Below are 20616 nucleotides of genomic sequence, written 5' to 3'. Positions count from 1 at the left end.
TAGATTGAAAAATGCTATTAACTTTCTGGCTTTTTATAGATTAGAATCGACGGGCTTTGTAAATCACACGCGGGTATTATTGATGACCTGCATTTATCAGGGGACTGCCCAGTGGCGCGGATAAATAAATTCTCGATCACGCTCTGTGCTTTACTGTTTACTTCACTCACTTTCACGCCAGTGGCAAACGCCTCTCAGCAGGCGCGGCATTCTGCTGTACAAAAAAACCATCTGGTGAAAGCCACAGAACGTAAGAAAAAAACCACCGCTAAGAACGACAAGAAAAAAACACCGGCTCAGACGAAACAGACCGCTTCCAGCAAGACGAAAACCAAACCTTCCCGTACTGCCCACTCCGCCAAAAGTAAAGCTTCGCAAACCGCCGCTAACCTTGTTACTGAAAAATGCATCACGCGTAAAGGCCACAAGGCGAAATGCACGAAGGTCACGAAAATAGCGGAAGTGCATAAGGTGCGCGTACAGAAAGCGCAAAAAACCGCGATGAACAAACTGATGGGGCAGATTGGCAAACCCTATCACTGGGGTGGCAGCTCGCCGCGTACCGGCTTTGACTGCAGCGGCCTCGTCTATTACGCCTATAAAGATCTGGTCAAGTTCCGCATTCCTCGTACCGCTAATGAGATGTACCACCTGCGCGATGCCTCACCGGTTGACCGCGGTGAGCTGGAAAACGGCGATCTGGTGTTCTTCCGCACTCAGGGTCGCGGCACGGCTGACCACGTCGGCGTCTATGTCGGTAACGGAAAATTCATCCAGTCACCGCGTAGCGGCCAGGATATTCAGATCACCTCTCTCAGTGAAGACTACTGGGTACGCCATTACGTCGGCGCACGTCGCGTGATGACGCCGAAAACCATTCGCTAACCCCTGCCCTGCCACACCCGTGGCAGGGTAAGTTCCTCTTTTGCATACCCTTTCAATTTGCTATCCTGTCCTTGTTGTCTGTGTGGTTATTGGCAACGCAAAATACAATAAGGAGAGAAGCAATGTCGTTCGAATTACCTGCACTACCGTATGCAAAAGACGCCCTGGCACCGCACATTTCTGCGGAAACCCTGGAATATCATTACGGCAAGCATCACCAGACGTACGTCACTAACCTGAACAATCTGATCAAGGGCACCGATTTTGAAGGCAAAACGCTGGAAGAGATCGTCCGCAGCTCAGAGGGTGGCGTATTCAACAACGCGGCTCAGGTGTGGAACCACACCTTCTACTGGCACTGCCTGGCGCCAAACGCCGGTGGCGAACCTGCCGGTGAACTGGCTACCGCTATCAACGCCGCCTTTGGCAGCTTCGCGGATTTCAAAGCGAAATTTACCGATGCAGCCATCAAGAACTTCGGTTCGGGCTGGACGTGGCTGGTTAAAGAGGCGGATGGCAAACTGGCTATCGTGTCCACCTCTAACGCAGGCACCCCGCTGACCACCAGCGCTAAGCCGCTGATGACCGTGGACGTATGGGAACACGCTTACTACATTGATTACCGCAACGCGCGCCCGAACTACCTGGAGCACTTCTGGGCACTGGTTAACTGGGACTTTGTCGCGAAGAACTTCGCCGCGTAAGAGACACGCAGAAGGGTTCGCCCTTCTGCGTTTTTGGTTTATTCCGCAGCGCAGGCTGCTTCAGGCTGTTTACGACCCGACATCATCACCAGCAGCAGGCCGAGCGCGGCAATAATCGCCCCCATCACCGGCACAAAGCTGTACCCCAGTCCCCCTGAAATCACGGCCCCACCGGCCGCCGCACCGAGCGCGTTGCCCAGGTTGAAGGCGCCGATGTTGACCGACGATGAGAGGCCCGGCGCTTCATGCGCGACGCGCATCACGCGCATCTGCAGCGGCGGCACCACGGCAAAGGTGGCGGCTCCCCAGACGACCATTGCGATCGCGGCCCCAAACTCATTACGCGCCAGCCACGGAATGGCAATCATGATGGCAATCAGCAGGGTTAAGAAGCCCTTCAGCGTGCCGCTCACGGAACGGTCGGCAAATTTCCCGCCGAGATAGTTGCCGATCGAGAAGCCCACGCCTATCAGTACCAGCATCGCGGTCACAAAGAGAGGCGTTGCGTGGGTGATGTCATGCAATACCGGTGAAATATAGGTGTAGAGGGTAAACATCGCCCCTGCCCCCAGCACGGTGGTGAGCAGCGCGGAGAGGACCTGCGGGCGCACCAGCACCGACAGCTCTCTGCGCACGTCAGGACGTTCACCCGCGCTGCCTTTCGGCAGGGAGAAGAACAGCGCCACCATCGCGACCACGCCCAGCCCGGCCGTTGCCAGGAAGGACATCCGCCAGCCGATCGCTTCCCCCAGCCAGGTTGCCGCAGGCACCCCGCCGATGTTGGCAATCGTTAGCCCCATAAACATGGTTGCTACGGCGCTGGCCTGCTTATGTTTTGGCACCACGCTGGCAGCCACGACCGATCCCAGCCCGAAGAACGCGCCGTGGTTAAGGCTGGTCAGAATACGAGACAGCATCAGCGTGGTGTAGTCCGGCGAAATGGCCGAAAGCACGTTACCCAGGGTGAAAATCGCCATCAGGAAAATCAGCGCATTGCGGCGCGCGCGGTGCGAAAGGAGAAGCGTCATCAGCGGCGCCCCCACCATCACGCCGATAGCATAGGCGCTGATTAACATCCCTGCCGCAGGGATCGAGACGTCCACGCCGCGGGCGATGACGGGCAGTAACCCCATCGGGGAGAATTCAGTGGTGCCAATCCCAAAAGCGCCAATCGCCAGGGCCAGCAGGGGAAAATTGATTTTCATGCGTCAACTCCGGATGCCGTGTCATGTGGTGACACAGAACAAAGAAGCGGAAAGCATGACATCAATCACAAAAAATGAGAAGTTAACAAAATGGCAAAAGATTTTTGCCAGAGAAGTAACAATCGGGTCGATCGGGAGGGAGAAGGCTCTCCCTCCGCGTAAATCAGTGCAGCGCAGCCGTCAGACCGGCCGCGACAATCAGAGCCAGCACAATAACGGTGGTGAACAGCGAAAACTTCAGATCGGAACTCATCAATTTTTCTCCTTTTAATCCCCCCACGAAAAGTGAGCCTGCTCATTTTTGCATAATTTACGTCAAAAATCTTCCTGGATTTAGGCTGATAAACACTTTACCTCTTCCCCTTTTCATCAAGATAGGACAAAATTCCACGCTAAATTTATTAGCGTACCGGCCATTGACCCCCTCCTGACGTCCCGTGTCGTTTTCCCGGCGTGCCGCAATTCAAGATTGCGTGATAAGGGTGAGAGAAGGCAAACGTTTACCTTCAAGTTTTTCAGGAGTTTAGGATATGGTCTGGAGTGACATTTAATGGCAACAATTAAAGACGTAGCAAAACGCGCAAACGTTTCCACTACAACCGTATCACATGTAATTAACAAAACCCGCTTCGTGGCGGAAGAGACGCGCAACGCCGTCTGGGCAGCGATCAAAGAGCTGCACTATTCGCCAAGTGCGGTTGCGCGCAGCCTCAAGGTTAATCACACCAAATCCATTGGATTGCTGGCCACCAGCAGTGAAGCGGCCTATTTTGCCGAGATCATTGAAGCGGTAGAGAAGAACTGCTTCCAGAAAGGCTATACCCTGATTCTGGGCAACGCATGGAACAGCATAGAAAAACAGCGTGCCTACCTGTCGATGATGGCGCAAAAGCGCGTTGATGGCCTGCTGGTAATGTGTTCCGAGTACCCGGAATCCGTACTGTCGATGCTCGAAGAGTATCGCCATATTCCCATGGTGGTCATGGACTGGGGCGAAGCGCGCGCGGATTTCACTGATTCCGTTATCGATAATGCCTTTGAAGGCGGCTATATGGCCGGTCGTTATCTGATCGAACGCGGTCACCGCGAGATTGGCGTGATCCCCGGTCCGCTGGAGCGCAACACCGGCGCGGGCCGTCTGGCCGGTTTTATGAAAGCGATGGAAGAAGCGCTGATCAACGTGCCGGAAAACTGGATTGTGCAGGGCGACTTTGAGCCGGAGTCGGGCTACCGCGCAATGCAGCAGATCGTCTCCCAGCCACACCGTCCGACCGCCGTTTTCTGCGGGGGTGACATCATGGCTATGGGCGCGCTCTGCGCTGCCGACGAGCTGGGTCTGCGCGTACCGCAGGATATTTCCGTGATCGGGTATGACAACGTGCGTAACGCGCGTTTCTTCACGCCAGCGTTGACCACCATTCACCAGCCGAAAGATTCGCTGGGCGAAACGGCCTTCAATATGCTGATGGACAGGATCGTCAACAAACGTGAAGAGTCGCAGTCCATTGAAGTTCACCCGCGTCTTATCGAACGCCGTTCCGTTGCGGACGGTCCGTTCCGCGACTACCGTCGTTAATCGCTTTACGGGGCCAGCTATGCTGGCTCCCGTAACCATTCCCGGTTTAGCGTTTCGCTGTCTCCCAGATAATCCAGCAGCCAGGCCATCGCAGGCGAGACATCACTTTGCTGCCAGGTCAGGCAGCAGGCCGCATCCGGGAACGGATTCTCCAGCGTCAGCTCAACCCACTCTCCGGTATCGATGCGCGGACGCGCGAAATGAACGGGCACCATCGCGACGCACAGTCCGGCGCTGAGGCACGTCGCCGACGATTCCCAGTCAGGGGCCACCACCCGCCGCTGGTTGTCCAGAAGCCAGGTGATACGCTTCGGCAATGAACGGGAGGTATCCTCCAGCACCAGCGACGGCCAGTTGCGCAGCGTATCATCGCTGAGCGGCCCCTCCATCACCGCCAGCGGATGATCGCTTGCCACCACGCACTTCCAGCTCAGCATGCCCATATCGCGAAAGGCGTAACGTCCCCCGACCGGGATCGCCTGCGTGGCCCCGATTGCCATCTCTGCCCTGCCGTCCGCCAGCGCATCCCAGACGCCGTTGAACACCTCCTGCGAGACCCGCAGCTCGACATCTGAAAAATGACGATAGAAATCGACGATCATCTGCCGGGTACGTTCCGGCTTAACGATGTTATCCACCGCGATGGAAAGATGCCCCCGCCAGCCGTTAGCGATCTGCTGACACTGTTCGCGGGTGATCTGCATTTTTTTGATAACAGAACGCCCTTCCTTCAAAAACCACGCCCCTGCGGGCGTTAATTCCACATCACGATGGCGCCGCTCAAACAGCGGAACCGCCAGCCACTCCTCCAGCTGACGCACCGTGTAGCTGATGGCCGAAGGGACGCGGTGCAGCTCCTGCGCTGCACCGCTAAAGCTGCCGTTACGTGCAACAGCATCGACCACTTCAAGAGAATAATCTGACCACATTTTCTGCCTGCAAAAAATTTGAATGCACCCGCCAAATATTAGCGTTTCACAAGCCGCTTTGCACTCCCTACACTCTCCGCCAACGTACACCTGCCTCCTCAGGAGAATAAGAGAATGCAACCCAGGAAAGGATTTTTAGTCTGGCTCGGCGGCTTAAGCGTGCTGGGCTTTTTGGCCACCGACATGTACCTGCCCGCGTTTGCCGCGATGCAGGAAGACCTGCAAACCCCTGCGGCGGCCATCAGCGCCAGCCTGAGCCTGTTCCTTGCCGGTTTCGCTTTCGCGCAGCTGCTGTGGGGACCGCTCTCGGATCGCTTTGGTCGTAAACCGGTACTGCTGCTGGGTCTGGCCATTTTTGCCGTGGGCTGCCTGGGGATGCTGTGGGTGCGCGATGCCACCTGGCTGCTGGTGCTGCGCTTTATTCAGGCCGTGGGCGTCTGTGCTGCGGCGGTGACCTGGCAGGCGCTGGTGACCGACTACTATCCGGCTAACCGCACAAACCGTATTTTCGCCACCATTATGCCGCTGGTGGGTCTTTCCCCTGCCCTGGCTCCGCTGCTGGGCAGCTGGATCCTCGCGCACTTTGACTGGCAGGCCATTTTTGCCACGCTGTTTGCCATCACGCTGGTACTGATGCTGCCGGCGTTTGCCCTTAAGCCCGCGCATAAAAAAGAGGCGCATGCGGATGCGAAGCCGATTACCTTCACCTCCCTGCTGAGCGCCAAAGCGTATCGCGGCAATGTCCTGATTTACGCCGCCTGTTCGGCCAGCTTCTTCGCGTGGCTTACCGGCTCGCCGTTCATTCTGCACGATATGGGCTACAGCCCGGCGGCCATCGGTTTGAGCTATGTTCCGCAGACTATCGCCTTCCTGGTGGGCGGGTACGGCTGTCGCGCGGCGCTGCAAAAATGGGAAGGTCAGCAAATGCTGCCATGGCTGCTGGTGCTGTATGCGCTGAGCGTCATCGGCACCTGGGCCGTCGGGTTTATTCCGGGCGCGGGCCTGGCTGAAATTTTGATCCCCTTCTGCGTGATGGCCGTGGCGAACGGGGCGATTTACCCGATTGTTGTAGCCCAAGCGTTGCGTCCGTTCCCGCAGGCGACAGGCCGCGCCGCCGCGCTGCAAAATACCCTGCAGCTGGGTCTGTGCTTCCTGGCAAGTCTGGTGGTCTCGGCGCTGATTGCGACGCCACTGTTAACCACCACCAGCGTGATGCTGGTCACCGTTGCGCTGGCGGTGACGGGCTATCGCATGCAGGCCTCCGCGCAGCGTGAGCAGGATAGCGGCGCTCAGGTGGAAACCTCGCATGCCTGATTGCGCCAGAAATCATGTTACATTTCAGTGATTAGGTTGCTAACAATTTTCTATTGAATCACCAAATTTTGAGGCCTATACTAAATTTGGTTCGATTAAATACGATAAATATTAAGTGTTAACGGGAGCCGGAGCGCTCCCGTTTTACCATGGAAGGCATTTCGGCAAGGGTTATCTCCCTTCCTCTGTTCTACGTCGGATATTAGCCTCGCGGTATTTACCGTGAGATTTCTCACAAACCAAAAAAAGCGTCTACGCTGTTTGAAGGTTCTGATCACATCAGGGTGATGGAGAAGCTATGAGTTCATCGTGTATAGAAGAAGTCAGCGTTCCGGACGATAACTGGTCCCGGATCGTCAGTGAACTGTTAGGTCGAGCAGGCATCACTATCAATGGATCATCGCCATCCGATCCTCAGGTTAAACATCCCGACTTTTTTAAACGCGTATTGCGGGAGGGATCGTTAGGCCTGGGAGAAAGCTATATGGACGGCTGGTGGGAGTGCGAACGTCTGGATACCTTTTTTGCCAGCGTGCTGCGTGCCGGTCTGGAAAACCAACTCCCGCGCAATCTGAAAGACACCCTGCGCGTCGCCTCTGCCCGACTGTTCAATCTGCAAAGTAAAAAACGCGCGTGGATCGTCGGCAAAGAGCATTACGATCTCGGCAATGACCTGTTCAGCCGCATGCTGGACCCGTTCATGCAGTACTCCTGCGCCTACTGGAAAGACGCGTCGACGCTTGAGGAAGCGCAGCAGGCAAAGCTGCGTCTGATTAGCGAGAAGCTGCAGCTACAGCCCGGCATGCGCGTGCTGGATATCGGCTGCGGCTGGGGTGGGCTGGCGTATTTTATGGCGAAGCACTATGGCGTCAGCGTAGTGGGCGTCACGATTTCAGCGGAACAGCAAAAAATGGCGCGAGAGCGCTGTCAGGGTCTTGATGTGGATATCCGGCTGCAGGACTACCGTGACCTGAACGAGCAGTTCGACCGGATCGTTTCCGTCGGCATGTTCGAGCACGTGGGGCCAAAAAACTACGATACCTACTTTGAGGTGGTGGATCGTAATCTGAAACCGGACGGGCTCTTCCTGCTGCACACCATCGGCTCTAAGCGGACCGACAATAACGTTGACCCGTGGATCAATAAATACATCTTTCCGAATGGCTGTTTACCGTCCGTTCGCCAGATCGCCAACGCCAGTGAATCCCATTTCGTGATGGAAGACTGGCATAACTTTGGCGCGGACTACGACACCACCTTAATGGCGTGGCATGAACGTTTCCAGAAAGCCTGGCCCGAGATTGCGGACAACTATTCAGAACGATTCAAACGGATGTTTAGCTATTATCTGAATGCCTGCGCGGGGGCGTTTCGCGCACGGGATATTCAGCTCTGGCAGGTGGTATTCAGCCGGGGGATTGAACACGGACTGCGTGTCGCACGCTAAAAAATAACCCCGGATATCCGGGGTTATTTTTTATTCTTCTTCAGTGGTCTTTATTATTGCGGCTTCTTTTGCTGCCAGCACGCGCTCAACAGTATCCACCACCGCCTGGGTTTGCGGATCGATTTCGATATTCACGCGATGCCCCAGTTTTTTGGCACCCAGCGTGGTGCGCTGCAGCGTTTCAGGAATTAAATGCACGCAAAAACGCGTTGGCGTCACTTCCCCCACCGTCAGGCTAATCCCGTCAATGCCAATAAATCCTTTATAGAGGATGTATTTCATTAATGACGGATCCTGCATTTTAAACCAGATTTGACGGTTATTTTCCGAGGTCACGATTTTTACCACTTCAGCGGTGGTCATGATGTGGCCGGACATCAGGTGGCCGCCAATCTCATCGCTGAACTTCGCCGCGCGTTCAACGTTGACGGTATCGCCCACCGCCAGCTCGCCCAGGTTGGTGATGCGCAGCGTCTCTTTCATTAAATCAAAGCTAATCTGGTTGCCGTTAATTTCGGTCACGGTCAGACAGCAGCCGTTATGCGCAATCGACGCACCGGTTTCAATGCCCTCAAGCATATATTCCGGCAGCTCAACAACATGAGTACGGAAATTAGGTTTTTCATCAATGGACACCACTTTGGCGGTGCCCTGCACAATACCAGTAAACATGCTTACAACTCCTGTTTTTTCCGGACGGTGGTGACACCGTTTAATCCCACCACAATAACAGTTGGAAAAACAGGTTGCCAGCGGAGCGCATTTTCTGGCGATTTTTTCACTAGATAAATAGCTAAAGCCCGCTACAATAGCTGGCACCCCCCTGCATTTTCTTCTCGCTGCCCGTTTCGGCGGCTTTTTTAGTCTCTCAAATAACAACAAAATAAAGGTGTTCACGTGCAGAAGTACATGAATGAAGCGCGCCAGTTATTGGCACTGGCTATACCAGTGATCATCGCGCAAGTGGCCCAGACCGCAATGGGATTTGTGGATACGGTAATGGCAGGTGGCTACAGCGCCACCGATATGGCGGCCGTGGCTATCGGTACGTCAATCTGGCTTCCGGCCATCCTGTTCGGCCACGGTCTGCTGCTCGCGCTCACGCCTGTTATCGCTCAGCTCAATGGCTCGGGTCGTCGCGAGCGCATTGCCCATCAGGTCCGTCAGGGGTTCTGGCTGGCAGGGTTTGTCTCCGTGCTGATCATGGTCGTGCTCTGGAACGCGGGCCATATCATCCGCGCTATGCATAACATTGACCCGGCCCTGGCGGATAAAGCCGTGGGCTATCTGCGTGCCCTGCTTTGGGGTGCGCCCGGCTACCTCTTTTTCCAGGTAGCGCGTAACCAGTGTGAAGGCCTGGCGAAAACCAAGCCCGGGATGGTGATGGGTTTTATCGGGCTGCTGGTCAACATCCCGGTTAACTATATCTTTATCTACGGTCATTTCGGGATGCCGGAACTGGGCGGCGTCGGCTGCGGCGTGGCGACAGCAGCCGTTTACTGGGTGATGTTCTTCTCGATGCTTACCTTCGTGAAGCACGCCCGCTCCATGCGCGACATTCGCAACGAGAACAGATTCAGCACGCCGGACTGGAGCATCATGACGCGTCTGGTGCAGTTAGGGTTACCGATTGCCCTTGCGCTGTTCTTTGAGGTGACCCTGTTTGCCGTGGTTGCCCTGCTGGTCTCCCCGCTGGGCATTGTGAACGTGGCCGGGCACCAGATTGCGCTGAACTTCAGCTCCCTGATGTTCGTCCTGCCAATGTCGCTGGCCGCGGCAGTGACGATTCGCGTGGGCTTCCGCCTGGGACAAGGTTCGACGCTCGATGCGCAAACCGCCGCGCGGACCGGACTGGGCGTCGGCGTCTGCATGGCCATTTGCACAGCGCTTTTCACCGTGGCGCTTCGCGAGCAGATTGCCCTGCTATATAACGACAATCCGGAAGTCGTTACGCTGGCATCGCACCTGATGCTGCTGGCTGCGATTTACCAGATTTCGGACTCCATCCAGGTGATTGGCAGCGGCGTGCTGCGCGGTTATAAAGACACGCGCTCCATTTTCTTTATCACTTTCATCGCCTACTGGGTGCTGGGTCTGCCGTGTGGTTATATTCTGGCCCTGACCGACCTTGTGGTTGACCGCATGGGACCGGCGGGGTTCTGGATGGGCTTTATCATCGGCCTGACGTCGGCGGCGATTATGATGATGATGCGCATGCGCTTCCTGCAGCGCCAGCCATCAACGATCATTTTGCAACGCGCTGCCCGTTAAATACGCAGTAGCCGCCACCCGGCGGCTACTTTCTCTTCACTTTGCGCGGTAATACAGCAATCGCGTGAAATCAGAGAGAAAATTGCATTTTCCCTCTTGCCACCTCGGTGCTGTGCCGCTAATATTCGTCCCCGTTGTCACCGACAACACGTTGCGTTCATAGCTCAGTTGGTTAGAGCACCACCTTGACATGGTGGGGGTCGTTGGTTCGAGTCCAATTGAACGCACCATTCTGCGTCCGTAGCTCAGTTGGTTAGAGCACCACCTTGACATGGTGGGGGTCGGTGGTTCGAGTCCACTCGGACGCACCATTTCAGTCCTGAAATGGTGCAAGTTCTCCTCTGATAGCCTGAATTTTCCTAATCCTTCATTTTCATTACTGTTCTCCTGCTACGCTTTTCTCATGGAAAAAAGAGAGGACAACCGTCGATGAAGAAAATCGCCATTATCGGTTCCGGCCCAACAGGGATTTATACCTTTTACGCCCTTCTTAAAAACCCGCAGCCGCTTTCGGTCTCCGTCTTTGAACAAAGTGATGAAGCGGGCGTGGGTATGCCCTATAACGACGACGATAACTCTCGTCTGATGCTGGCAAATATCGCAAGTATTGAAATCCCGCCCATTTTTATGACCTACCTCGACTGGCTCAAGGGCCAGAGCGAAGCCCATCTGGCACACTTTAAGATTGATAAAGCCCGCCTGCATGACCGACAGTTCCTGCCCCGGCTCCTGCTGGGTGAGTATTTCCGCGACAGCTTTCGGTCCATCGTAAAAGAGGCGGAAAAACGGGGATTTCAGGTTGATGTCCATGAATCCGCCCAGGTCACTGATATCGTGTCCTCGAAAGAAGGCGTTACGCTTTCCGTCAACGGCAGCGCCTTTCCTGAACGCTTCGACCTTGCGGTTATCGCCACCGGCCACGTCTGGCCAGAGGAGGATGAAGCCACGCGCACGTTCTTCCCCAGCCCGTGGTCCGGTCTGATGGACGCCAGTATTCCGCCCTGTCGCGTCGGTATTATGGGGACATCGTTAAGCGGTCTCGACGCGGCCATGGCGGTCGTAATGCAGCACGGTGCGTTTCGCGATGATAAATTTGTGCTAAATAAAGGCAGCGAGGCGCTGAAGATTGTCCTGATGTCCCGGACGGGCATTCTGCCGGAAGCCGATTTTTACTGCCCTATTCCTTACGAGCCGCTGTCGGTATTGACCGAACGCGTGGTGGAAAGCGAGGTTGCCAAAGGACCGGATGGCCTGCTCGATCGTATCTTTGTCCTGATGGTCAAAGAGCTTCAGCTTGCCGATCCGGCGTGGTGCGAAAAAATGTCTCTGCATACGCTGAATGCGGACACCCTTCGTGAGGCCTGGTTTGAGGATCGTAAACGGCACGGACCCTTTACCTGGGCGGAAGATAACCTGAAAGAAGTTGAGAAAAATAAACGCGAACGCCGTACCGTGGCCTGGCGCTATACCGTGCTTCGGCTGCATGAAGTGGTTCAGGAGATCGTTCCCCATCTCAGCGATCGAGACGTTGAACGCTTCAAACAGGGGCTGGCTCGGGTATTTATCGACAACTATGCCGCCATCCCTCCGCAGTCTATCCGCAGGCTGCTCGCACTTCGCGAAGCCGGCATCATCAGCGTGGCCGCGCTCGGTGACGACTACACGCTCGACGTTGGCAGCGATCGAACGGTGATAACCACACAAGAGACCGTTTACCGCTTCGACGTTTTTATTGATGCGCGCGGGCAAAAGCCGCTCAAAACGAAAGATCTGCCCTTCCCGACGCTGCGAAAACAGCTGGAAGCGACCGGCGATGAGATACCCGATATCGGCGAGGATTACACCTTAAAAGCGCCTGACACCGTTCGCGGGCGCATCACCTTCGGTGCGATACCGTGGCTGATGCACGATCGTCCCTTCGTTCAGGGGCTGGCGGAGTGTGCAGAGATTGCAGAGGCGATGGCGAAAGCGGCGGAAAAACCCGCGTCGGGGGTGCGGCGGAGATTACCCTATTTTGAAAACTGACAGGGCATCCGTGCCCTGCTGTCGCGGATTACTCGAAGAAGACTTCCGGGTTTTCCGACAGCGAAACGAAGGTTTTCGTCTCTTTATTCAGGGCGAGTATTTCGCCGCTTTCAATGTCGTACACCCAGCCGTGCAGTCGGATGGAGTTATTACGCAGGCCCACCGCGACGGAAGGATGGGTCTTAATGTTGCTCAGCTGCGCAAACACGTTCTCCTGCACCATCGCATTGACCTTATCGATCGGCTTATCCCAGGTTTTTTTCTCCACCACGGCTTTCGCCGCGTCGGAATAGCGCAGCCAGTGTGACACGGCAGGCATCGGCTCCAGGTTCGCGTTATCGGCAATCGCCTTCATCGCGCCACAGTTGGAGTGACCACAAATCACGATATCCGTGACGCCCAGCGCCACAACGGCGTATTCGATGGTAGCGGACACACCGCCAGGCTCCGGTCCGAACGGCGGCACGATGTTGCCAGCATTACGAATGACAAAGAGTTGTCCTGGCTCTTGCTGGGTGACAAGTTCCGGGACCAGACGGCTGTCGGAGCATGAGATGAACAGCGCTTTGGGATTCTGGCTGGACGCTAAACTGCGGAAGAGTTCTTTACGTTGCGGGAAAATCTCTTTTTGAAAGCTGAGAAAACCTTCAATGATATGTTGCATAGCAATGTCTCTTTTATCTGTTTTAGTTTAGGTATGATCGAGATCACACTCGTAAAGTTTACCCATCGGGGTTTACTTCAGACAAGCAATATATTTCTGGCCCGAGCGCTGCACAATTTCGTCCGCGTTAGCGAGGATGTTCTGCCCTTCGAACGCGCCGTACAGACGTTCAAACGTTCTGCCTTCCAGATGATTCACGACCGACGCCACGGTGCGGGCCGGCAGCGGAAGATAGTTCGGGTAGCTCCACATAAACGAGACGGCGTCTTTACCCGGCGTGACCTGCAGAATATCGCCCGCCAGCAGCACCCCGTCCCCCTCCTGCCAGTGCAGCACCGTTCCCCCGGCAAAATGCCCCCCCAGACGCAGCATGGTGACTGACGGGAAAATCTCCAGCGCATCCCCCTCCCAGAAATGAATGGCCGGGCTCTCGCGCATTACCCACTCGCTGTCGCTGGCGTGCAGGTACACCGGCGCAGCAAACGCCGCAGCCCACTCCTGCATCGTGGTGTAATAGTGCGGATGTGAAATCGCAATCGCGCTGATGCCGCCGAGGGCGGTAATGAGCGTTTTGGTTGCGGGGTCGAGGTTGGCGATACAGTCCCAGAGAATATTGCCGTGGGGCGTTTGCAGCAGCAGCGCCCGCTGGTTGATCGCAAACGCCGGGACCGTTTTGATCCCAAACAATCGCGGCTCCAGCTGCTGCCATTTGTTGCTGTGCGTGGCGTTGACGGTATCGAGATCGGTCCACGCCTGCCCCGTGCTGGGGACATACTGGCGTTCATCCTCGCAGATCGGGCATTTCTCAGGCTGTGTATCGTAAGCCGTTCCGCAGGTTTTACAGAGTGTAATCATGTGCTCTCCTCAGCGATAAAGCACTGAGTATGGCAGGGATTATCCTTATGTGCTGCGAGGTACATTGCTGGCTTTTTTTACCCTATACTGTGCCAGTATCGAAAACTGAACAGAGCAGGTGCAACATGGAAATTGATCTCGATAATTTAGTCTTTAACGGTCTGGATGAAGCAGAAGAGCGTAATGCGGAACGTCTGGACGACGCGGATAAAAAAGCGCAGGCGATTGTCGCCGACGACGACTGCGGCGACGCCTGCAAGATCTAATAAAAAAGCACCGGGAAACCGGTGCTTTTTTATTTCACTCGTTAAACGTCACGCACACCTCGTTCCAGTACGTTTCGCGCGTGCGGCGCAGTTCAGCGTGACGTTTTATCATGGAACCACTCCGGGTCAATGTTGGCAACGTCCACGCCATACAGGCTGGCGACAGGCAGTATTGACTCAAGAACACGTTGCGCGCTGTTCTCCGCATTCACTGGTCGGGTCGCAAAAAACCGCCGTAACGTGCTGATCCACTTTTTCATCGTCTTACCCTCTCTCGCCGTGTCTGACCTCAGTTAAGCACTCAAATGCCGCGCGGGTGAAATACCAAAATCCACTGTCCATGTGCAGGATTTGCAAATAGCCTCCCGTTCTTTTCACGCTTCATTAACACCTTGTTCACTAATGCTTTTTTGCTCAAAGCAAAGAACGATTTCTTATTTGGCGATAGCTTTCGCTTATGGGAGCGTAGCGGGGTAAAACAAAAACAACGGGATGGCGTATGACTATGGCAGCAAATATGAAAGGGTTTACCAAACGGACACTGGTTCTGGGATTACTGGCGGCGGGGAGCCTGCTTTCAGCGCAGGCACAGGCCGATCAGCTGGCGGATATTAAGGCCGCAGGGGTGGTGAAAGTGGCCACGTTTGACGCCAACCCGCCGTTTGGCTCGATTGATGCCAAAACGCACGAGATCGTGGGTTACGACGTGGACTTCGCCAAAGCGCTGGCAAAATCGCTCGGCGTGAAGCTTGAACTGGTTGCCACCAATCCGGCCAACCGTATTCCGCTGCTGCAGTCCGGGAAAGCAGACCTGATCGTGGCAGATATCACCATCACCCCGGAACGCGCGCAGGTGATTGATTTCTCGACGCCTTACTTCGTCACCGGCCAGCAGTTCCTCGTTCCGGTGAAATCACCGGACAAGCTCGATGACTATAGCCGGGCGCGCATTGGCGCGGTCAAAGGCACGACGGGCGAGCAGGCGCTGCACCAGCGTTTCCCGCAGTCCCGCGTCCTCTCTTATGACGACATTCCCCTGGCGTTGACCGCACTGCGCAATGGTAACGTCCAGGCCATTACCCAGGACAGCACCATTCTGGCCGGTCTGCTGGCGCAGGCGCCGGATAAAGCGAACTTCAAAATCCTGCCCGATCTGCTCAGTAAAGAAGAGATTGGCGTGGGGGTGAAGAAAGGTGAAACGGCGCTGCTGAAGGCCGTTAACGACGAGCTGGTTAATCTCGAGAAGAACGGTCAGGCAGCAAAAATCTACGATGTCTGGTTTGGCCCAAACACGCCTGCCCCGCAGCCTCGCGCCTTTAAAATAGAAGCCAGATAATTATGCTCTCAGGTTTATTTTCACACTCCGCGGCCGGTGCCGCGGATTTTTCACATCTGGAACAGGCCAGCGTCGAGTTTCGTCATGTGGACAAACGCTACGGTGACCATCAGGTTTTAAACGACATTAATCTCACCATCACCCCCGGTGAAGTGGTCGCCATCCTCGGCCCGTCGGGTTCCGGTAAATCCACCCTGATTCGTCTCATCAACCAGCTTGAAACCCTTAGCGGCGGGGAGATTCTGGTCGATAACAAGCCTACCGGAAAGCTCTCCGGTACCGGGCTGCGTCAGCTGCGCAGCCGCGTGGGGTTTGTGTTCCAGCAGTTCAATCTTTACGCCCATCTCACCGCCAGCCAGAACATCACCCTGGCACTGGAGCACGTTCACGGCTGGAAGCCGCAGCCTGCCCAGGCGCGCGCGCTGGCCCTGTTGGAGAAGGTCGGAATGCTGGAAAAAGCCCACCATTTCCCGGCAGAGCTTTCCGGCGGGCAGCAGCAGCGCGTCGCGATTGCCCGTGCCCTGGCCTCTTCACCCCAAATCATCCTGTTCGATGAACCCACCTCGGCGCTGGATCCGGAGATGATTGGTGAAGTGCTGTTTGTGATGAAGGCCCTCGCCCACAGCGGGATCACGATGATTGTCGTAACCCATGAGATGCAGTTTGCCCGGGAGATAGCCGACAGAGTCGTCTTTATCGACGGGGGGCAAATTCTGGAAATTGCGCCGCCGGCGCAATTTTTCAGTCGGCCCTCGCATCCGCGCGCGCAGCGGTTCCTGCAAAAGGTGCTCAACCCGCTGCATCAGGAGCATCTGTAATGCCCGTGCTCGACTGGCAGGGGGTACTGGCCGGACAGCCTCTGCAGTGGATACTCTCCGGATTCCTCACCACCCTGTGGGTAACGCTTGCCGGGATGATGCTGGCCAGCCTGCTCGCATTACTCTTTATGCTTCTGCGCCTTTCCGGCGGACGCCTCGGGAACGCGGTCGTCAGCAGCTGGGTGTCGCTGTTTCGCAATACGCCGCTGCTGGTGCAGCTGCTGTTCTGGTATTTTGCCGCCTGGAACGGTCTACCGCAGGCGTTTCGCGACGCGGTGAACGCGGATCACAGCTGGTCAATTCTGCCTGGCGACGTCTGGTGGTTTACGCCCGAATTTTTATGTTCTGCCTGGGGGTTGGGTGTCTTTACCTCGGCGTTTTTAATTGAAGAGGTGGAGTCGGGCTTACGTTCCGTGCCTGCCGGACAGCGGGAGGCGGCGCTCGCTCAGGGATTCTCCGCGTGGCGCCTGTTTCGCTACATCCTGCTGCCGCAGGGGCTGGCCAACGCCTGGCAGCCGGTCGTTGGCCAGTACCTTAATCTGATGAAGCTCTCCTCGCTCGCCAGCGGGATTGGCTTCGCCGAGCTGACCTATCAGGTCAGGCAGATTGAGAGCTATAACGCGCACGCGCTGGAAGCATTTACCTTTGGAACCGCACTCTATCTGCTGACCGGCCTGGTCATGGGGATGGTGCTGGTTCGCATTGGACCTGAAGCGAAACGTAAACGCCCAAACGTCGCCACCTCAGGGAGTGAAAAACATGATTGCCGGACTTAATGTCATCACCGATAACCTCGATTATCTGCTGTGGGGACGCGCGGCAACGGGTGAACCGGGGGGCGTATTGCTCTCGTTGATGATGGCGATTGGGGCCGCCGTCATTGCTCTGCCCGGTGGGATAGTGCTCGCGTGTCTGGCCTGGCGCTTTACCGGGCTCGTGCGCAAGACCCTCTTTTTGTGGGCAGAGCTGATTCGCGGTATCCCGCTCATCTTCGTAATTTTCTGGATGTGGTATCTCCTGCCGCTCATTACCGGGGGCGATCTGCCGGGGGCGCTGACCGTCACGCTGGCGCTGGCCTGGTTTACGGCGGCTACCGTAATGCACTCGGTACTGGCCGGACTTAATGCGCTACCGTCCGGGCAGTACGAAGCCGCACTGTCACAGGGATTCAGCACGCAGCAAACCCTGTGGCGCGTGCTGCTGCCGCAGGCGCTGAGGAACATTCTGCCGTCGCTGGTGGGGATTTTTATCAGCCTGCTGAAGGATACGTCGTTGGCGTTTATCGTGAACGTCCCGGAACTGACCACGGTGGCGGGACAGGTCAACAACCGGGTGCAAATCTACCCGGCGGCCATTTTTATCTTTACGGGCGTGGTCTACTACCTGCTCTGCTGCTCGCTCGAGCAGCTTGCGAAGCGCTGGCGCTTTACCCGGCCAGCGCTTTAACCACCGTTTCCATCGCTTCGGTTGTCAATTCACTGCGTTTCACGCGCTGGTTCGCCAGCGCGGTACGCAGGACTCCGGCAATGACAATATGCTTTGGCTCCTGCCCTAAATCACGCATCTCAAGCACCACCTTCCCGACCACCCGGCACATCTCCTGGTACAGCGCTTCATCTTTGGTCACGTTACCCATCGTCATCACTCCATTGCCTGTTAAACGTTGAGCTTAAATGATTCTCCAGCCGGATACAAAAAAGAAGCCCGGCGAGAAACTCGCCGGGCTTCATCTGTAAAATCAGTAAATTAGTTATTTACTGGAATGACCGCGCCTTTGTACTTGGTGCGGATCCAGTCCTGAATCTCTTTTGAGTGCAGCACGTTCACCAGCGCGACGATGTCTTTCTTCTTCTCGTCACCGCGATGCACGGTGATGATGTTGGCATACGGGTTGTTTTCACCGCTCTCAACCGCAATCGGGTCGTGAACCGGATCCAGACCTGCATCAATCGCATAGTTGGCGTTAATCACCACCGCGTCGCCTTCGTTGTTGTTGTACATCTGCGGCAGCAGAGACGCTTCAACGTTAGGCGTGAACTTCAGCTTTTTCGGGTTCTCGACGATATCGCTGATGCGCGCGGTCACTTTATCGATGCCCGGCTTCAGCTTGATCACGCCCTCTTTTTCGAAGATAGAGAGAATACGCCCCTCTTCAGAAACCGCGTCACGCATGATGATTTTGCCGCCTTCCGGCAGGTCTTTCAGCGACTTGTATTTTTTGGAGTAGATGCCGATTGGCTCAATGTGGATCGCGCCCGCACTGACAAAATCGTAGTCTTTATCGCCCGCATGGTCTTTCAGCACGCTGTTCAGGTAAGGAATGTGCTGGAAATAGTTCGCGTCGATGTCATGACCCGCCAGCGCGGTGTTCGGCAGAATGTAGTCCTGGAACGGTTTAATCTCCAGGTCGATCCCCTGCTTCGCCAGAATCGGCTTTGCCTGCTCCAGAATTTCGGCGTGCGGCGTGTTGGATGCGCCCACGGTCAGGGTGTCAGCCCAGGAAGCGAAGCTCAGGGCGCTCAGGGTTGCGGCAGCGATCAGTGTCAGTGTCTTTTTCATGATGTGGTTCCTGTGTGTATTTATTAGCGTTTATCTAACAGTGAAGTAATGACATCGCCGCAGAACTGGATAATGAAAACGATGATTAAAATGGTCACCGTTGCCACCAGCGTGACGTCACCATGGTTGCGCTGGAATCCTTCCAGATAAGCCAGATTTCCCAAACCACCGGCGCCAATCACCCCCGCCATTGCGCTGTAGCTCACCAGCGCAATGAGCGTCACCGTAATACCTGATACCAGTGCAGGTGATGATTCCGGCAGTAAAACCCGAAACACTAACGTGCTCAGTCGTGCGCCCATCGAGCGCGTTGCTTCTATGACGCCTTTATCCACTTCACGCAGGGCGATCTCCACCAGGCGTGCGTAGAACGGTGCGGCACCCACAATCAGCGCCGGCAGCGCCGCGTTGGCGCCAAGGATGGTGCCGACGACGGTCTTGGTGAACGGGATCAGCAGGACAATCAGAATGATGAACGGAATCGAGCGGAACACGTTCACCACAATCGAAATGACGCTGTAGACCGTCCGGTTGTGGAACAGCCCGCCGCGTGCGGTTAAAAACAGCGCCAGACCCAGCACGATACCCAGTACAAAAGTCGCCACGCCGGACAGCGCGGTCATGTACAGCGTCTCCAGCGTCGCCGCCCAGAGCTGATCCCACTTGAGATGCGGAAAGAGATTCTCAGCCATGTTTAATCACCTCGCCTTCAATATCGCTGTGCTGCAGGTCGGCGAGGATATTGTTCAGCTGTTCATCGGATGCCACGACATGTACCCAGAGCTGGCCAAACACGCCGTGGGCGGTTTGCGTCATTTTCCCGTGCAGGATGTTAAACGGCAGGCCATAGCGCAGGGTCAGTTCACCCACGATCGGCTTATGCGTGCTGTGCCCGGTAAAGGTCAGTCTGATGACCGTACCTTCCAGATCGTTTGCCAGTTCAGTATTGAACGTTTCTTCTTCAGCGTACTGGCTCACCTGACGGACAAACTGCTGCGTAATCGGCTGCTGCGGATGGGTAAAGACGCTCAGCACGTCGCCCTCTTCCACGACTTTACCGTTCTCCATCACCGCCACGCGGTCGCAGATTTTGCGCACCACATGCATCTCGTGCGTGATCAGCACGATGGTCAATTTGAACCGGCGGTTAATATCCAGCAGCAGATCGAGGATCTGATCGGTGGTCTGCGGGTCAAGCGCGGACGTGGCTTCATCGCAGAGCAGCACGTCAGGGTTGTTAGCCAGCGCACGGGCGATGCCGACGCGCTGTTTCTGGCCGCCACTGAGCTGAGACGGGTAGGCATGCTCGCGACCTTTCAGGCCGACCAGCTCCACCAGCTCGGCGACGCGGGCGGTGATTTTTGCTTTTGGCACGCCGGCAATCTGCATCGAGAAAGCAATGTTTTCATTTACCGTGCGCGACCACAGCAGGTTGAAGTGCTGAAACACCATGCTGATTTTCAGGCGCGCCTGACGCAGCGCTTCACCTTTTGCCGCCGAAATGTCCTGTCCATTAATGGTGACGCTACCGGCGCTGGGTTTTTCCAGGCCGTTGAGCAGACGAATCAGCGTGCTTTTACCTGCCCCGCTGTAACCGATAATCCCGTATATCTGTCCCTGTGCTATCGTCAAATTGACGTTATCAACGGCTGTGAGTGCCACCTTTCCGTTGTCAAAAACCTTCGAAATATTGCTCAGTACAATCATTCTTATTCGTTATCCGTGCCGCCCATGGCGGTTTAGCAGTATGGATGTCCAAACG

At 55.8% G+C, this 20616-nt stretch carries 23 protein-coding genes and 2 tRNA genes; 14 read left to right on the top strand and 11 right to left on the bottom strand.

Annotated features, from left to right (window positions below; translation table 11 throughout):
• Positions 1-111: 111 nt before the first annotated feature.
• Positions 112-885, top strand: a complete 774-nt coding sequence (locus AC0TNG_RS16355; RefSeq protein ID WP_267216613.1) for a C40 family peptidase — start codon at positions 112-114, stop codon at positions 883-885.
• A 122-nt stretch (positions 886-1007) separates the two neighbouring features.
• A complete protein-coding gene (sodB, locus tag AC0TNG_RS16350; RefSeq protein ID WP_023311353.1) occupies positions 1008-1589 on the top strand; it encodes a superoxide dismutase [Fe] in 582 nt (193 codons plus the stop codon).
• 38 nt (positions 1590-1627) lie between these two features.
• Here the strand turns inward: sodB and AC0TNG_RS16345 are convergent, their stop codons facing one another.
• Both AC0TNG_RS16345 and cydH read right to left on the bottom strand, forming a co-directional pair.
• Positions 1628-2794 (bottom strand): MFS transporter, encoded by a 1167-nt coding sequence (locus tag AC0TNG_RS16345; RefSeq protein ID WP_248164199.1) that lies wholly within the window; start codon positions 2792-2794, stop codon positions 1628-1630.
• A 163-nt stretch (positions 2795-2957) separates the two neighbouring features.
• Positions 2958-3047 (bottom strand): cytochrome bd-I oxidase subunit CydH, encoded by a 90-nt coding sequence (gene cydH, locus AC0TNG_RS16340; RefSeq protein ID WP_020688313.1) that lies wholly within the window; start codon positions 3045-3047, stop codon positions 2958-2960.
• Positions 3048-3344: 297 nt separating this feature from the next.
• On the opposite strand from cydH, the gene purR reads away from it, so the two are divergent.
• A complete protein-coding gene (gene purR / locus AC0TNG_RS16335; RefSeq protein WP_023335431.1) occupies positions 3345-4370 on the top strand; it encodes an HTH-type transcriptional repressor PurR in 1026 nt (341 codons plus the stop codon).
• A 17-nt stretch (positions 4371-4387) separates the two neighbouring features.
• Here purR and punR read toward each other — a convergent pair whose 3' ends face one another.
• Positions 4388-5299, bottom strand: coding sequence for a DNA-binding transcriptional activator PunR (gene punR, locus AC0TNG_RS16330; protein ID WP_417927265.1), 912 nt, complete (start codon positions 5297-5299; stop codon positions 4388-4390).
• A 114-nt stretch (positions 5300-5413) separates the two neighbouring features.
• Here punR and punC point away from each other — a divergent pair, with 114 nt between their 5' ends.
• Both punC and cfa read left to right on the top strand, forming a co-directional pair.
• A complete protein-coding gene (gene punC, locus AC0TNG_RS16325) occupies positions 5414-6613 on the top strand; it encodes a purine nucleoside transporter PunC (protein ID WP_473712761.1) in 1200 nt (399 codons plus the stop codon).
• Positions 6614-6911: 298 nt separating this feature from the next.
• Positions 6912-8060, top strand: a complete 1149-nt coding sequence (gene cfa / locus AC0TNG_RS16320; protein ID WP_061715421.1) for a cyclopropane fatty acyl phospholipid synthase — start codon at positions 6912-6914, stop codon at positions 8058-8060.
• 30 nt (positions 8061-8090) lie between these two features.
• Here the strand turns inward: cfa and AC0TNG_RS16315 are convergent, their stop codons facing one another.
• Positions 8091-8732, bottom strand: coding sequence for a riboflavin synthase subunit alpha (locus AC0TNG_RS16315; RefSeq protein WP_473712760.1), 642 nt, complete (start codon positions 8730-8732; stop codon positions 8091-8093).
• Between the two features lie 225 nt (positions 8733-8957).
• On the opposite strand from AC0TNG_RS16315, the gene mdtK reads away from it, so the two are divergent.
• The 4 genes from mdtK (at position 8958) to AC0TNG_RS16295 (ending at position 12356) form a co-directional block, all read left to right on the top strand.
• On the top strand, positions 8958-10331 hold the full coding sequence (mdtK, locus tag AC0TNG_RS16310; RefSeq protein WP_024909374.1) for an MdtK family multidrug efflux MATE transporter: 1374 nt from the start codon (positions 8958-8960) through the stop codon (positions 10329-10331).
• Between the two features lie 153 nt (positions 10332-10484).
• A tRNA-Val gene (locus tag AC0TNG_RS16305) sits at positions 10485-10561 on the top strand.
• A gap of 4 nt (positions 10562-10565) precedes the next feature.
• Positions 10566-10642 (top strand) — tRNA-Val (locus tag AC0TNG_RS16300).
• A 118-nt stretch (positions 10643-10760) separates the two neighbouring features.
• Complete coding sequence (locus tag AC0TNG_RS16295; RefSeq protein WP_473712759.1) at positions 10761-12356, top strand: FAD-NAD(P)-binding protein; 1596 nt, start codon at positions 10761-10763, stop codon at positions 12354-12356.
• Between the two features lie 28 nt (positions 12357-12384).
• Here the strand turns inward: AC0TNG_RS16295 and AC0TNG_RS16290 are convergent, their stop codons facing one another.
• Positions 12385-13020, bottom strand: a complete 636-nt coding sequence (locus AC0TNG_RS16290) for a carbonic anhydrase (RefSeq protein WP_024909376.1) — start codon at positions 13018-13020, stop codon at positions 12385-12387.
• Between the two features lie 72 nt (positions 13021-13092).
• A complete protein-coding gene (locus AC0TNG_RS16285; protein WP_248164192.1) occupies positions 13093-13875 on the bottom strand; it encodes an MBL fold metallo-hydrolase in 783 nt (260 codons plus the stop codon).
• A gap of 125 nt (positions 13876-14000) precedes the next feature.
• Here AC0TNG_RS16285 and AC0TNG_RS16280 point away from each other — a divergent pair, with 125 nt between their 5' ends.
• Positions 14001-14141 carry a hypothetical protein gene (locus AC0TNG_RS16280; RefSeq protein WP_003857665.1) on the top strand — a complete coding sequence of 47 codons (141 nt, stop codon included), beginning with the start codon at positions 14001-14003 and terminating at the stop codon, positions 14139-14141.
• Between the two features lie 92 nt (positions 14142-14233).
• Here AC0TNG_RS16280 and AC0TNG_RS16275 read toward each other — a convergent pair whose 3' ends face one another.
• Positions 14234-14401: a hypothetical protein gene (locus tag AC0TNG_RS16275; protein ID WP_014831607.1), complete on the bottom strand. Its 168-nt coding sequence runs from the start codon at positions 14399-14401 to the stop codon at positions 14234-14236.
• Positions 14402-14646: 245 nt separating this feature from the next.
• Between AC0TNG_RS16275 and AC0TNG_RS16270 the strand changes: the two genes are divergently transcribed.
• Genes AC0TNG_RS16270 through AC0TNG_RS16255 form a run of 4 tightly spaced genes read left to right on the top strand, consistent with a single transcriptional unit; the run spans position 14647 to position 17741 of the window.
• The gene (locus tag AC0TNG_RS16270; RefSeq protein ID WP_193745651.1) at positions 14647-15477 is read left to right on the top strand and encodes an ABC transporter substrate-binding protein; all 831 of its coding nucleotides are present in this window, start codon (positions 14647-14649) and stop codon (positions 15475-15477) included.
• Between the two features lie 2 nt (positions 15478-15479).
• Positions 15480-16295, top strand: coding sequence for an amino acid ABC transporter ATP-binding protein (locus AC0TNG_RS16265; RefSeq protein WP_024909379.1), 816 nt, complete (start codon positions 15480-15482; stop codon positions 16293-16295).
• On the top strand, positions 16295-17071 hold the full coding sequence (locus AC0TNG_RS16260; protein WP_473712757.1) for an amino acid ABC transporter permease: 777 nt from the start codon (positions 16295-16297) through the stop codon (positions 17069-17071). Before AC0TNG_RS16265 ends, AC0TNG_RS16260 begins: the two co-directional genes overlap by 1 nt.
• Positions 17055-17741 (top strand): amino acid ABC transporter permease, encoded by a 687-nt coding sequence (locus tag AC0TNG_RS16255; protein ID WP_024909381.1) that lies wholly within the window; start codon positions 17055-17057, stop codon positions 17739-17741. The genes AC0TNG_RS16260 and AC0TNG_RS16255 overlap by 17 nt, the downstream gene beginning before the upstream one ends.
• Here the strand turns inward: AC0TNG_RS16255 and fumD are convergent.
• From fumD to AC0TNG_RS16235, 4 genes are all read right to left on the bottom strand, one after another.
• Entirely contained in the window at positions 17722-17931 is a 210-nt protein-coding gene (fumD, locus tag AC0TNG_RS16250) for a fumarate hydratase FumD (protein ID WP_008500615.1), read from the bottom strand. The genes AC0TNG_RS16255 and fumD overlap by 20 nt on opposite strands.
• A gap of 110 nt (positions 17932-18041) precedes the next feature.
• Positions 18042-18854 (bottom strand): MetQ/NlpA family ABC transporter substrate-binding protein, encoded by an 813-nt coding sequence (locus AC0TNG_RS16245; RefSeq protein WP_008500616.1) that lies wholly within the window; start codon positions 18852-18854, stop codon positions 18042-18044.
• 23 nt (positions 18855-18877) lie between these two features.
• Positions 18878-19546 (bottom strand): methionine ABC transporter permease, encoded by a 669-nt coding sequence (locus AC0TNG_RS16240; protein WP_008500617.1) that lies wholly within the window; start codon positions 19544-19546, stop codon positions 18878-18880.
• Positions 19539-20561 carry a methionine ABC transporter ATP-binding protein gene (locus tag AC0TNG_RS16235; protein WP_473712756.1) on the bottom strand — a complete coding sequence of 341 codons (1023 nt, stop codon included), beginning with the start codon at positions 20559-20561 and terminating at the stop codon, positions 19539-19541. The genes AC0TNG_RS16240 and AC0TNG_RS16235 overlap by 8 nt, the downstream gene beginning before the upstream one ends.
• Between the last annotated feature and the right edge of the window lie 55 nt (positions 20562-20616).

The organism is Enterobacter sp. PL_is514 (genome assembly GCF_055816715.1).
The sequence above is the reverse complement of the archived record's forward strand: the minus strand, read 5'-3'. Positions and strand labels throughout refer to the sequence as shown.

Coding starts and splice junctions, on each gene's coding strand:
- sodB (WP_023311353.1), top strand. CDS start 1,008: ATGTCGTTCGAATTACCTGCACTACCGTATGCAAAAGACGCCCTGGCA.
- AC0TNG_RS16345 (WP_248164199.1), bottom strand. CDS start 2,794: ATGAAAATCAATTTTCCCCTGCTGGCCCTGGCGATTGGCGCTTTTGGG.
- cydH (WP_020688313.1), bottom strand. CDS start 3,047: ATGAGTTCCGATCTGAAGTTTTCGCTGTTCACCACCGTTATTGTGCTG.
- purR (WP_023335431.1), top strand. CDS start 3,345: ATGGCAACAATTAAAGACGTAGCAAAACGCGCAAACGTTTCCACTACA.
- punR (WP_417927265.1), bottom strand. CDS start 5,299: ATGTGGTCAGATTATTCTCTTGAAGTGGTCGATGCTGTTGCACGTAAC.
- punC (WP_473712761.1), top strand. CDS start 5,414: ATGCAACCCAGGAAAGGATTTTTAGTCTGGCTCGGCGGCTTAAGCGTG.
- cfa (WP_061715421.1), top strand. CDS start 6,912: ATGAGTTCATCGTGTATAGAAGAAGTCAGCGTTCCGGACGATAACTGG.
- AC0TNG_RS16315 (WP_473712760.1), bottom strand. CDS start 8,732: ATGTTTACTGGTATTGTGCAGGGCACCGCCAAAGTGGTGTCCATTGAT.
- AC0TNG_RS16295 (WP_473712759.1), top strand. CDS start 10,761: ATGAAGAAAATCGCCATTATCGGTTCCGGCCCAACAGGGATTTATACC.
- AC0TNG_RS16290 (WP_024909376.1), bottom strand. CDS start 13,020: ATGCAACATATCATTGAAGGTTTTCTCAGCTTTCAAAAAGAGATTTTC.
- AC0TNG_RS16285 (WP_248164192.1), bottom strand. CDS start 13,875: ATGATTACACTCTGTAAAACCTGCGGAACGGCTTACGATACACAGCCT.
- AC0TNG_RS16280 (WP_003857665.1), top strand. CDS start 14,001: ATGGAAATTGATCTCGATAATTTAGTCTTTAACGGTCTGGATGAAGCA.
- AC0TNG_RS16275 (WP_014831607.1), bottom strand. CDS start 14,401: ATGAAAAAGTGGATCAGCACGTTACGGCGGTTTTTTGCGACCCGACCA.
- AC0TNG_RS16270 (WP_193745651.1), top strand. CDS start 14,647: ATGGCAGCAAATATGAAAGGGTTTACCAAACGGACACTGGTTCTGGGA.
- AC0TNG_RS16265 (WP_024909379.1), top strand. CDS start 15,480: ATGCTCTCAGGTTTATTTTCACACTCCGCGGCCGGTGCCGCGGATTTT.
- AC0TNG_RS16260 (WP_473712757.1), top strand. CDS start 16,295: ATGCCCGTGCTCGACTGGCAGGGGGTACTGGCCGGACAGCCTCTGCAG.
- AC0TNG_RS16255 (WP_024909381.1), top strand. CDS start 17,055: ATGATTGCCGGACTTAATGTCATCACCGATAACCTCGATTATCTGCTG.
- fumD (WP_008500615.1), bottom strand. CDS start 17,931: ATGGGTAACGTGACCAAAGATGAAGCGCTGTACCAGGAGATGTGCCGG.
- AC0TNG_RS16245 (WP_008500616.1), bottom strand. CDS start 18,854: ATGAAAAAGACACTGACACTGATCGCTGCCGCAACCCTGAGCGCCCTG.
- AC0TNG_RS16240 (WP_008500617.1), bottom strand. CDS start 19,546: ATGGCTGAGAATCTCTTTCCGCATCTCAAGTGGGATCAGCTCTGGGCG.
- AC0TNG_RS16235 (WP_473712756.1), bottom strand. CDS start 20,561: ATGATTGTACTGAGCAATATTTCGAAGGTTTTTGACAACGGAAAGGTG.